This window comes from Echinicola jeungdonensis, assembly GCF_030409905.1.
In the GTDB taxonomy this organism is placed as follows: domain Bacteria; phylum Bacteroidota; class Bacteroidia; order Cytophagales; family Cyclobacteriaceae; genus Echinicola; species Echinicola jeungdonensis.
In genome coordinates, this window is record NZ_JAUFQT010000001.1 from 478,847 (window position 1) to 491,170 (window position 12,324).

Sequence of the window (12,324 nt, forward strand, 5' to 3'; positions counted from 1 at the left end):
AAAGCCCTCTACATATGAAAGCCATGGTTCTTCACAAAATTGTAAATCTCTCTGACCAATCCCATCCATTGGAATTAAGAGATATTCCAAAACCTGTCCCAAAAGCAGATGAGGTGCTGATTAGGGTTAATGTTTGTGGGGTTTGCCATACCGAATTGGATGAAATTGAAGGAAGGACTCCACCACCCAAATTGCCTGTGGTTTTGGGGCATCAAGCAGTAGGATATGTTGAAAAGGTCGGGGGTGAGGTTACTAAGGTAAAGGTTGGAGACCGGGTTGGAGTAGCATGGATTTTTTCCGCCTGTGGGAAATGCCAGTTTTGCCGATCGGGGCAGGAAAATTTGTGTGATCAGTTTCAAGCCACCGGCAGGGATGTCAATGGAGGATATGCTGATTTTATGACGGCAAAGGAGCGTTTTGTCCATCCTATACCTACGTTTTTCTCTGATGCAGCTGCAGCTCCTCTCCTTTGTGCTGGGGCCATCGGGTACCGCTCCATGGTATTGACGGGCCTTAATAATGGGCAAAACCTTGGCTTGACAGGCTTTGGAGCCTCCGCCCATTTGGTATTGAAAATGATTCGTTACCGTTACCCCAATTCCAAGGTTTTTATCTTTGCCCGGAGTAAAAACGAAAGGGATTTTGCCCTGGAATTGGGTGCGGTGTGGGCAGGGGATACAGAAGAGAAAGCTCCCGAAAAATTGGATGCGATCATCGACACCACTCCGGTATGGAAACCTGTAGTTGAAGCTCTTAACAATTTAAATAAAGGTGGAAGATTGGTTATTAACGCCATCAGAAAAGAGAATGTTGACAAGGACTATCTCCAAAAACTTTCCTACCCCAACCACCTGTGGTTGGAAAAGGAAATTAAAAGCGTAGCCAATATTACTGCAAGGGATGTAAGAGAGTTTTTAGATTTGGCTGCCAAAGCCCAGATTCTGCCAGACTACCAGGAATACCCCTTGGAAGATGCCAATAAAGCCCTTCTGGAAATGAAAAACCAAAAGATCCATGGAGCTAAAGTCCTCCGGATTGGTTAATTGGTTAACTGAAGATTCGGGATTGGATAATTGGGTTTCGGGAGGAAATATTAGCGGTCAAGGTTAAAAGTTAAGCGTTGGGCGCAGGATTAACAGTTTTAACGGTAATCATGAATGGAATGCCGAAAGGAAAACGTCACTGCTTGCCTGCCGTAGGTAGGCGAGGACGACCATAGGGAGGACGTGGCAGTCTCACATTTGGAAACGGCGTTTAACCGTTTATGTGGTTAACTGGTAAATTGAAATGATTTTCTTGCTGCTTCAAAGTTGTAAATCCCCTATGTGACCCATGGTCTTATTTAGTTATTAAATCGCCCAAACTTTTTGTTCTACAAAATCAAAGTAGATAAAGCTTCTTTATTGATGGTATTTCTGGCCAAATGGCTCAATTGAGCATCCATTCCTTTTTCTTCTTCCAAGTTATGGTGCAGTGCATTTGCCTCCTCTATTTTTTTCAGGGTTTTGGCGAAAGCACATAATGTCCCATAGGCAGCCATTTCAAAATGCTTGATTTGTTGAAGGGAACCAATAAGACCTGCATCCCTTACCTTGCTGTCTGCACTTCTATTCATGATTTCGATCAGCTCCTTGATTAATGCGGCCATAACTTGGTTTTGTTCTCCGGAGGATAACTCATCCTCTTCAGCAAATACTTTTTCCAGCCTTTCCTTTTGAAGCTTTATCTGGTCAATATGGTGGGTAACCAATTGTTTTAATTCCGGGGAATTTATTTTAGGGAGAATCTCTTTTATCACTTCCAGCTGCTGTACTTCAGCATCGTAAATTTCCCTTGCTTGTTCTATAAACAAATGGGTTAATGTGGTGATATTTTGCATGGCTCTTCATTTTTTTCCTCAATTAAAATAAGCACCTCCTCCCCCTCTAACAATGAGGGAAATCAGCTTTGCATCAGGATTGATGTTATTTCAAGGATTGAAAAATTGTTGAATTGTGTATTTGGTTAACTGGATAACTGAATATTGGGATCCGGGAGGAAATTTCAAGGGTTAAATGCTAATTGTTAATCGTTGGAAGCACGGTTAACTATATTACGGTTAACAAGAATTGAATGCCGAAAGGCGAAGGCCGAAAGTCTAAAGCAAAACGTCACTGCGGGGACGACCATGGGGAGGGCATGGCAGTCCCGTATTTGGAAAAAAAAGCTAAATAGGTAGCTTAATATTCGGGATATGAGATTTGAAAAATTATTATTTTGGAATATGGGTTAAATGTTAATTGTTAACCGATTTGCACCTTTGCTTTTTATTTTTGAATTATGATTCAAATATATCACCGAATAGTGTGGGCAGTTGCTCGCCAATGGAACTCTATTCAACAGTTCAACAATAATACATTTCAACATTAAATCCTTACTGTGCTATCCAACCCCCATCCACGGCCATGGCATCCCCGGTCACAAAGGAAGCTTCGTCTGATAGCAACCAGCAAATGGCCAGTGCTACTTCTTCCGGTTTTCCCATCCGGCCAATAGGTTCCATATCCTCAAATTGCTTTTCTGCAACTTTATCTTTCCCTGTAAACCGGTCAATCATGGGGGTATGGATCACCCCCGGGCATACTGCATTGACACGTATATTTTGTTTTACATATTCCAAGGCAGCAGTTTTTGTAAGACCAATGATGCCATGTTTAGAGGCCACATAAGCAGGCAAGCCTGGGAATCCCACCAACCCGGCAACAGAGGCAGTGTTGACAATTGCACCCTTATTTTGCCTTAACATTAAAGGAATTTCATATTTCATACATAGCCAGATTCCTTTTAAATTTACATCAACGGTCCTATCCCAATTCTCCAATGTACATTCAGCAGTAATGCCCTGTTCCCCTTCAATCCCTGCATTGTTGACCGCTAAATCCAATCGTTTATATGACTTTTTTATTTTCCCCATTAATTTTTCCACATCTTTTGGGTCTGAAACATCACATTTCACAAAAATAGCCTCACCACCTGCCGATTGGATCAAATCCACCGTTTCCTCATCCCTGATACAATCCGCTACTACTATTTTTGCACATTTTTTAGACAAAGTAATTGCTGTCGCTTTTCCAATTCCAAAACTCCCACCTGTAACCAGGGCAACCTTTTCTTTAAATTCCTCTTGCATGATATTTTTATTTAATGATTCAAAAATCATAGGCCCTGATCATCAGTTTTCTTGCCTTTGGTGGGTTTTTATTCCAATCTCACTCACCTGAAGGAAAATTCACAGAAAAGAATTCTCAAAAACACCTTTTTACTTTCCCGTAATTATCGAGAAAAGCCCCGGGAAGGTAACTTCTCTTAGAGATTGGGGCCCCATTACTTTATTCCGCATTTATAATTTGATGCTTAACACGGGAATGGAGGTTTTAAAAAGAACCGTTTCTGTCACTCCAATTTGATAACTCCTGGCTTTTTCCCGGTGATGGGAGGCAATCCCAATGATCCCAATATTTTTATTTTCAGAAAAGTCAATAATGCCTTTTTCCACCTCGGCAAAATCATGTATATGTTTCTCTATCTTTATATCATCTTGACCTTCCGCAAATTTCCCCATCTGTTTTTCGGCTTCATCCTCTGGGGTGAAATGATCCGGAGTATTGACGTATAGAAAATGGACCTTAGCATCCAATGCCTTTATCAGGGGACGCATTTTTAAAAATACCGGCCAACTATCATCATCAAACCGGGAAGCAAAAACCATTTCCATAAATTCACTATCCTCGAAAGCTTTTTTGATGGCCAATACAGGCCCAGAAGCTTTTCGAAGAACTTTCTGGAAATCAGATCCTATAAACTTCCCCTCTTCATACCCTTTGCCATAAGCCCCAACCACTACCAAATCAGCAGCAATTTCATCTGAATAATGAACAATTTCCTCCGCCACTACGCCTGTTCGAACCACAGCTATCATGTCCATATATTTGGCCTTATGGGAATCCACAAATTCATTTAGTTTCCGGTTTGCCTCATCCTCAAGGTCCTGGATATCCGGATGATTCGCTTTTTCTTTTTCGGTCAAATGTTTCCAATCCAAATCTGTTTCCACCACATTGATGCAATGGATGTCCATATTTCCAGTTTCTGCTATTTTGATAGCACTGAGTAGGGCATTTTCTGAAAACTGGCTAAAGTCAATAGGTACCACAATTTTTTTCATCACTTCACAATATTTATTGGGTTACAATTATTTGAGCTCATGCCTCAATCCACCACTCCCTTTTCCGGAGCTTTCAACTTGCTCTCTGCCAAGGAAATATTTTCCCAGCCTCTGATCAAAGCATCAGGGGTAAAGGAAATGCTGTCAATTCCCAATTCGACGAGGAACCTGGAAAATTCCGGAAAATCACTTGGGGCCTGGCCACAAAATCCAATAATTCGTCCTGATTTTTTTGCCGACTCTATGGCCATCTTCACCATGGATTTAACACCATCGTTGTTTTCATCAAACAAATCACTGATAATGGCTGAATCCCGGTCTATTCCCAAAGTCAGCTGGGTAAGGTCATTAGAACCAATGGAAAATCCATCAAATATTTTAGCATATTGATCTGCCAGAATAACATTATTGGGGATTTCGGTCATCACATACACTTCCAGACCATTTTCGCCTTTAGCCAAACCAAAACTTCCCATGACATCCAAGACCTTTTTCCCTTCCTCAACAGTACGGCAGAAAGGGATCATCACTTTTACGTTGGTTAGGCCCATTTTCTCCCTAACCCTTTTGATGGCTGCACACTCCAATCCAAAAGCCTCTTTGTAACGATCATTATAATATCTGGATGCCCCCCTAAACCCAAGCATGGGGTTTTCTTCTTTGGGCTCAAAACCACTTCCCCCCAAGAGTTGGGCGTATTCATTAGTTTTAAAATCGCTCATGCGGATGATCACATCTTTTGGATAAAAGGCAGCTGCCACAAAAGAAAGAGCTTCTGCCAGGTTCCGGACAAAATACTCTTTTTTGTCTGGGTAATGCCTGGTCAGAGCAGCAATTTCTTTCCCTACCTCAGTGGCTGCCAACCCCTTGAATTTCATCAGGGCCATAGGGTGGACTTTGATCTGATTGGCCACTATAAATTCCATCCGCATCAGCCCCACTCCTTGATTGGGATACCGGGAAAGAGGCAATGCCTGGTCAGGGTCAGCCAGGATAAACATGGGCTTGGTTTTGGTTTTCGGGAAAGTTTTTAGAGGAATTTCTTTTTCTTCCCAATCTAATTTCCCTTTGTAAGCATGGCCCAAATCCCCATCCCCACAGTATACCGTGATGACCTGGCCATCCTTTAAAACCTGTGTGGCATTTTCTGAACCTACAAGGGCGATGATCCCCAATTCCCTGGCCACAATGGCCGCATGGCTGGTCCTCCCCCCCTTATTGGTCACAATACAAACCGCTTTCCGCAAAAGAGCATTCCAATCAGGGTTGGTAATATCCGCCACGATGATATCTCCCTTTTCCAATTTTGGGGCATCTGCCAGGGAATTCATTACTTTCACTCTTCCACTTACTATAGCCCTGCCAACTGCTTTTCCCGTACAAATTGGATTGGGACTTTCCAGCAAGTGATATTCCTTAACCGTTTCTTTTTTGGACTTGGGATGCACGGTCTCCGGCCTGGCCTGGACAATAAACAATTCTTGGGTTTCACCATCTATTGCCCATTCGATATCCATGGCCACCTGATAATGGTCCTCGATCTGAAGGCACCAATTGGCCAAGGTCATGGCATCTTTATCACTCAAGGTCCATGCATCCCTAAGAGCAGTTGGGGTTTCAATGTTAATGGTTGTTCTCAGTGGATTTTGTTCCTTGGCATAAATCATCCGGTTTTCTTTGGCACCCAGTTTCCGGTAGATCAAACTATATTTCTCTTCCCGAACTGCTTTTTTAAAAAAGTAATATTCATCTGGGTTGACAGCTCCCTGGACCACATTTTCGCCCAATCCCCATGCCCCGGTAATGTAAATAATATTTTCATGCCCAGTTTCAGGGTCCAAAGTAAAGGCCACTCCTGCACAACCAAGATCGCTTCTGACCATTCTTTGCACCCCAATACTCAAGGCTACCTCCATATGGTCAAAACCATGATCCACCCGGTATTTGATGGCTCGATCATTAAATAAGGATAGGTAACATTGCTGGCAAGCCCTAAGAAGGGAGGCCTCACCTTGGATATTTAAAAATGAATCATGTTGTCCAGCAAAACTTGCATTGGGGAGGTCTTCTGCAGTAGCACTACTACGCACAGCTACAGAAACCTCCCCAGCATCAGCTCCAAAAAATTTGCGGTATTCCTGTAATATGGCTTGTTCCCAGGCTTTGGGAATAGGAGCATTTTTTATTAAGTTTCTGCATTGAGCCCCAACATCTCCCAAATTTTCCAGGTTTTTGTTGTCCAGACCTTCCAAAATGGCAACCAGTTTTTCACCCAAATGATTGGCTGATAAAAAATAACGATATGCAGCTGCCGTCACAGCAAAACCATCAGGAACCTGAATCCCCAAAAGGTGTAACTGGCTGATCATTTCACCCAGAGAAGCATTTTTTCCGCCCACTTCGGCCACCATTTTCAGGTTGGTCTGGGAAAAAGGTATTGTAAAACTCTTTTTGCTTTCTTGGTCCATTTTCGATATTATTTCAGCCACCACAAATGATCCGGGCCGCCTTTTGCCACTCACTAAAAGTGGAAAAAGGATAAGCCTAATATGATTTGAGTGGATATTGACTACTATTGAATATCGAAGGAAAAGAAATAAAAACTTATAAGGTATATCGCTGGTATCGGCTGATTTTTGTCACTTGGGGATTGGAAGGTTAAGGGTTAAATGTTAATTGTTAAGCGTTGAGCGCATGATAACAGTTATCAGGAAAAGATTGGTAGTCGAATGGTAAAGGCCGAAAAATCCTAAAGAATAACGTCACTGCTTGCCTGCCGTAGGTAGGCGAACCTGACAGGGGAAGGAGAAGCAGTCTCGTAATTGGAAACTAAGGTTAATTGTTTATTGGTTTAATTGGTTAACTGAAGAATGGGGATTTGATGGAAATGGTTAATCGTTAAGGGTTAACTGTTAAGCGTTGATCGTATGATAGCAATTATCTGAAAATCGAAAAGATCGATAGTCGAAGGGCGAAGGATAAAGGCCGAATGTCTAAGGGAGAAAGCCGAATGCAAGGGATCGGGGATTGAAGAACAAAATCAAAAAGCTAAACGTCTCTGCGATCCGACAAAGGAGGAGAAGCAGTCTCGCATTGGGGACGGGTGATTAATTGATTATTTGTTAACTGATTAACTGAAAAACCAGGAATTGGGATTGGGGAGGATGAGTGTTAATTGTTAAGTGTGAAGCACAGAATTAACGAATTTAACGGTCAATGTTAGGGGCTCAATACTCAAATCTCCCTACTCAATACTATTTTTCAATCCACCAACTCCGGATTTTCGGTAGAAAGCCTTTCGAATATCTTTTTGACATCCTGGGCTTTTTCTCTTTGAAGGATTAAAAGAGCATCAGGTGATGCGATGACCATGGCATTTTTTAGGCCTAAAAACTCTGTATGAATATCCGTGCCTATGACCATATTCCCTTTCTCATCTATGGGGTGGCCCTTTTTCTTAAAATAGTTGAAAATGGAATCAAAAGATCCCATATCAGACCATTCAAAATGGGAAGGAACTACTTTGATTTTAGTAGTCCTTTCCATTACCGCATAATCAACTGATACGGAGGGAATTTCACAGGATAATTCATTATCCAAGAATATCTCATTTTTTGCTTTAAATGCTATTTCAGCTTTGTGGAAAATGTCGGGTTGATATAATCTCAACTCTTCCAAAAAAACGCCTGCCTTAAAACAGAACATGCCCGAATTCCATAGAAAATTTCCTTTTTTAAGGAATTTCTCTGCTGTATCCAAATTAGGCTTTTCCCTAAATCCCAAAACATCTTCCCCTTTAGCTTCAATATACCCAAAGCCCGTATCCGGGTGATCTGGTTCCAATCCAAAAGTGACAATATAACCCTCCCCAGCCAATTCCATGGCCCGGTGGACACATTCTTTATAATGGTCACCATTTTCTATCAAGTGGTCTGAAGGGGTTACGAATAATATATCTTCAGACTTGGCGGCCAATGCAGCAAAAGCAATTGCTGCCGCTGTGTTTCTTGGGCAGGCCTCAATAATTTCCTCAAAATCTTGTTTTCCAACCTTTTTTATAGCCTCCCTGGACAGCAGATAATTGTTCTTATTTCCAACAATAATCAAGCGATCACAGAGCCCTTGATTTCTTTCTACCGTTTTCTGGAAAAGGGTTTTTTGATCAAAAATAGGTATATATTGTTTTGGGCGGCTTTTCCTTGACAAAGGCCAAAGTCTTGACCCCACTCCTCCTGAAAGTATTACATGTATCGTGGCCATAATGGGTAAAAGTTTTTTTACAATATACAGCCTGTGCCTTTAAAAGGAAAATGCTGTTGGAGGTTAATCGTTTATTTGTATAACTGATTAATTGATAAATGGGGGATTCGGGATGGGAAGGTTAAAGGTTAAAAGTTAATGGTTAAGCGCTAGACGCACAATAAAAGGTATCAAAAGGCCGAAAGCCTAAGGGGGAAAGCCGAAAGCAAAAAGCAAAACGTCACTGCGAACCCGACCAAAGGGGGGGGGTGGCAGTCTCGCATTTGGAAACAAAGGTTAATTGGTTATTTGATTATTTGGTTAACTGAATAATGGGGATTGGGGATTTGATAATCGGGTTCGGAGGTTAATCGTTATATGTTAAGTGTTAACCGTTGGCCCCCGATAACGGTAACTAAGGCAGAAATGATTGATAGCTAATGGGCGAGGGATGAAAGCCGAAAGTCTAAGGGCGAAGACCAAATTCAAAAACCTAAACGTCACTGCCATCCGCCAAGGGCGGAGAAGCCGTCTCGCATTTGGAAACAAAGGTCACTTGATTAGTTGATTAATTGGTTAACTGAATTCTCGTGATTCGAGATTGGATAATTGGGATTCGGAAGGAAGTGTGGAGTGTATACCTTTGACTGGACAATAAGTTAAGCTCTTTTCTTAAATTTGAAACAATGAGTAATAGAGAAAGGAGAACATTTGACAAGGCCTTTAAAACGATGGCCGTAGAGCTTCATTTGAATGGAAAAACAAGTACTGAAGTTGGAAGAGAACTTGGGATTGGACCAGACCTGGTCAGGCGTTGGGCCAGGGAATTTAAAGCAAGTGAATCCAGCAGCTTTCCCGGAAACGGGAAACAGCATCTAACAGAAGAAGAGAAAGAAATCCTTGCCTTGAAAAAAGCCCTGAAAGAAGCCGAACTGGAGCGTGATATTCTAAAAAAGGCAGTAAGCATCTTTTCCAAGGGGGACAACAAATATTCCGGTTCATAAGGGCTCACAGGCACGAGTTTGCTGTTGAAAAGATGTGCAGGGTTTTTAAAGTAAGCAGAAGCGGTTTTTATGGCTGGCTTAACCGAAAACCATCCAAATGTGCTGAGGAGCGAGAAGAAGTATCCAGGGAAATCCATAAAATCTATGCTGAAAGCAAGTGCCGGTATGGAAGTCCGAAGATAACCATTGAGCTTAGGGACAGGGGCTTTTCGGTGTCCAGGCCAAGGGTTGCCAGGATAATGAAAGCAAATGGGCTCAGGAGTGTGATATCGGGGAAGTTCAGTGTCTGTACCACTGAATCTAACCACAGTTTCAGAATCAGTCCGAACCTGCTTAACAGGTGTCTAAAACGGAGGTCACTGGGCCACGGTTTACGGTGATAGCGGGCCAGCCATTCCGGGAATCACTGGGCCAAAAATAGAGTCGGTTTTCCGGAGGTCACTGGGCCATTTTAGGATTCCCGAGCTGTTTGGTACCGGAGGTCATTGGGCCACTTTCCATGATAAGTTATTAGCCTTGTAGTCGAATAACAGCAACTACATGGCAGGACAAAGAATAGACATCATGGATTTAAGAAGTTTGATCACCTTCAAGCAGAAGGGGCTTAGCAACCGAAAAGTGGCAGACCTATTGGGCGTCAACCGAAAGACCGTTGACAGTTATGTCAGGCGTTTCAGGGATCTTTCCCTTGGGTACGGGGAACTGCTCTCCCTTGACGGCAAAGATCTACAGGAACTTTTCACCGAGACAGGGCAGACCGAAAAGGAACGTTATGAGCATCTCTCGGGGTGTTTTCCCCACATCGACGGGGAGATGAAAAAGCCCGGCTGTACCCTGCAGGTACTGTGGAAGGAATATATCTCCCAAAATCCGGAAGGCTATAAATACAGCCAGTTCACCTGGCACTACCGGCAATGGAAGAAGCGCAACAACGCCAGTGGCAAGCTGTCCCACCGTGCCGGGGAAAAGCTTTTCGTGGACTTTTGCGGAAAGAAGCTGCACTACGTTGACCGCCGGACTGGGGAGCAGATAGCCGTAGAGGTTTTTGTTGGTGTCCTGCCCTGCAGCCAGTACACTTACATAAGGGCGGTGCCCAGCCAAAAACGGGAGGATTTTATCAGCTGTCTGGTCTATTGTCTGGGCTGGATGGGCGGGGTACCCTATGCCGTCGTCCCTGACAATCTCAAATCAGCAGTGGACAAGGCCTCAAAATATGCCCCGGTCCTCAACAAGACCTTTTCGGATTTTGGCCTCCATTACGGCTGCGCCCTTGATCCTGCCCGGCCCTATAGCCCGCAGGACAAATCACTCGTGGAGCGTTCGGTCACCCTGGTCTACCAACGGATCTATTACCCCTTGGGCAACCATACCTTCTTCAGCCTGGAGGAGCTCAATGCGGCCATTGCAGAAAAACTGGAGGAGTACAATGACTACCTGCTCAGCCATGGACAGGGCAGCAGGCGAAGCCAGTTTTTGGACATCGAAAAGGAGTTCCTGCAGCCCCTTCCCAAAAGCATCTACAGCATCCGTTATTATAAAAAGGCCACCGTCCAGAAATCCTCCCATGTTTACCTGGGAGAGGACAAAAACTATTATAGCTGTCCCTATCGCTATATGGGCAAGAGCGTGGAGTTACAGTACAACCGGAACACCGTGGAGATATTTTACCGTCAGGAGCGGATCGCATCCCACAAAAGGGCTTCCCGGCAAGGCCAGTACATCACCATCGGGGAACATATGCCCAGCAACCACCAATACTACAATGACTGGAGCCCGGAATACTTTGACCGGAGGGCACAAAAAGTTGGTCCGAACACCCAGGAGTATATCGGAACGTTGATCGGCCAGTACACCTATCCCGAAATCGGCTACAAACAGGCACAGGGGATTCTTTCCTTCTTGAAAAGCTATGGACAGGAGCGTCTGGAAAGGGCCTGTAAACGGGCACTGGGCTTCGAAAAAGCCTCCTACCATACCCTTGAAAGGATACTTAAAAACAAAATGGACCTCGAGGAACTGCCTCCTGCCAAGGATCATTTAACCCCGGGTCACAAGAACATCAGGGGCTCCTACAGCTGACAGGCCGCCCTCTTGATGAAACGAATTATAATATCCCAACCAAATGAATTATGAACGAACACAACACCATTGAAAAAATGAAACAGATGCGCATGGGTACCATGGCGGAACTTTACCACAAGAATCTGACAGAACATCTCTATCAGGACATGTCGGCCGACGAACTGTTGGCCTTTCTAGTGGACAGCGAATGGGAGTACAGGCAGAACAAAAGCATAGACAACCTCATACGTCAGGCAGGGTTTAAACAGGCCGCTGCGGCAACTGACATTGATTACCATAACTCCCGTAACCTGGACAGGGGGCTGTTTGAGAGATTGCTCGGACTGGCCTTCATCAAAAACCGGACGAACATCATCCTTACCGGGGCCACCGGATCCGGGAAAAGTTACCTGGCCCAGTGTCTTGGGGTCAGGGCCTGCCAGCACAGGTTCAGGACGCTTTATTACAATACGGCCAGGTTTTTTGATGCGGTAAGATTGGCCAAGCTGGAAGGTACCTACCATAAACTGCTCAAAAAGCTCGAAAAAACCAATGTGCTCATCTTGGACGACTTTGGTCTGGCCCCGATGGATGGGCAGGCCAGGATTGCCCTTATGGACATCATGGAAGACCGCTATGAGAAAAGTTCAACGATCATTGCATCACAGATACCGGTCAGCCAATGGCATGGAACCATTGGTGATGACAGCATTGCAGATGCCGTGCTCGACAGGCTCGTATACTCCTCACATAGGATAGAACTGGAAGGAGAATCCATGAGAAGCAAAAAGAAGTTGGACAATTAAATTTTAACCC

10 protein-coding genes are annotated in these 12,324 nt (G+C 43.9%); 5 read left to right on the forward strand and 5 right to left on the reverse strand.

Features of this window, described 5'->3' with window-relative positions:
• Nucleotides 1–14 precede the first annotated feature (14 nt).
• Nucleotides 15–1,043 carry a zinc-dependent alcohol dehydrogenase family protein gene (locus QWY93_RS01960; protein ID WP_290246512.1) on the forward strand — a complete coding sequence of 343 codons (1,029 nt, stop codon included), beginning with the start codon at nt 15–17 and terminating at the stop codon, nt 1,041–1,043.
• A gap of 329 nt (nt 1,044–1,372) precedes the next feature.
• Here the strand turns inward: QWY93_RS01960 and QWY93_RS01965 are convergent, their stop codons facing one another.
• From QWY93_RS01965 to QWY93_RS01985, 5 genes are all read right to left on the reverse strand, one after another.
• Nucleotides 1,373–1,879 (reverse strand): YciE/YciF ferroxidase family protein, encoded by a 507-nt coding sequence (locus tag QWY93_RS01965; RefSeq protein ID WP_290246513.1) that lies wholly within the window; start codon nt 1,877–1,879, stop codon nt 1,373–1,375.
• 534 nt (nt 1,880–2,413) lie between these two features.
• On the reverse strand, nt 2,414–3,169 hold the full coding sequence (locus QWY93_RS01970) for an SDR family oxidoreductase (RefSeq protein WP_290246514.1): 756 nt from the start codon (nt 3,167–3,169) through the stop codon (nt 2,414–2,416).
• 210 nt (nt 3,170–3,379) lie between these two features.
• A complete protein-coding gene (locus QWY93_RS01975; protein ID WP_290246515.1) occupies nt 3,380–4,204 on the reverse strand; it encodes a universal stress protein in 825 nt (274 codons plus the stop codon).
• 44 nt (nt 4,205–4,248) lie between these two features.
• A complete protein-coding gene (gene ppsA, locus QWY93_RS01980) occupies nt 4,249–6,672 on the reverse strand; it encodes a phosphoenolpyruvate synthase (protein ID WP_290246516.1) in 2,424 nt (807 codons plus the stop codon).
• A gap of 793 nt (nt 6,673–7,465) precedes the next feature.
• On the reverse strand, nt 7,466–8,464 hold the full coding sequence (locus QWY93_RS01985) for a mannose-1-phosphate guanylyltransferase (RefSeq protein ID WP_290246517.1): 999 nt from the start codon (nt 8,462–8,464) through the stop codon (nt 7,466–7,468).
• 665 nt (nt 8,465–9,129) lie between these two features.
• On the opposite strand from QWY93_RS01985, the gene QWY93_RS01990 reads away from it, so the two are divergent.
• From QWY93_RS01990 to istB, 4 genes are all read left to right on the forward strand, one after another.
• The gene (locus QWY93_RS01990; RefSeq protein WP_290246518.1) at nt 9,130–9,447 is read left to right on the forward strand and encodes a transposase; all 318 of its coding nucleotides are present in this window, start codon (nt 9,130–9,132) and stop codon (nt 9,445–9,447) included.
• A gap of 32 nt (nt 9,448–9,479) precedes the next feature.
• Nucleotides 9,480–9,827: an IS3 family transposase gene (locus tag QWY93_RS01995; protein ID WP_290246519.1), complete on the forward strand. Its 348-nt coding sequence runs from the start codon at nt 9,480–9,482 to the stop codon at nt 9,825–9,827.
• Nucleotides 9,828–9,987: 160 nt separating this feature from the next.
• Nucleotides 9,988–11,526, forward strand: a complete 1,539-nt coding sequence (gene istA / locus QWY93_RS02000) for an IS21 family transposase (RefSeq protein WP_290246278.1) — start codon at nt 9,988–9,990, stop codon at nt 11,524–11,526.
• Between the two features lie 50 nt (nt 11,527–11,576).
• Entirely contained in the window at nt 11,577–12,314 is a 738-nt protein-coding gene (istB, locus tag QWY93_RS02005; RefSeq protein WP_290246277.1) for an IS21-like element helper ATPase IstB, read from the forward strand.
• Nucleotides 12,315–12,324 lie beyond the last annotated feature (10 nt).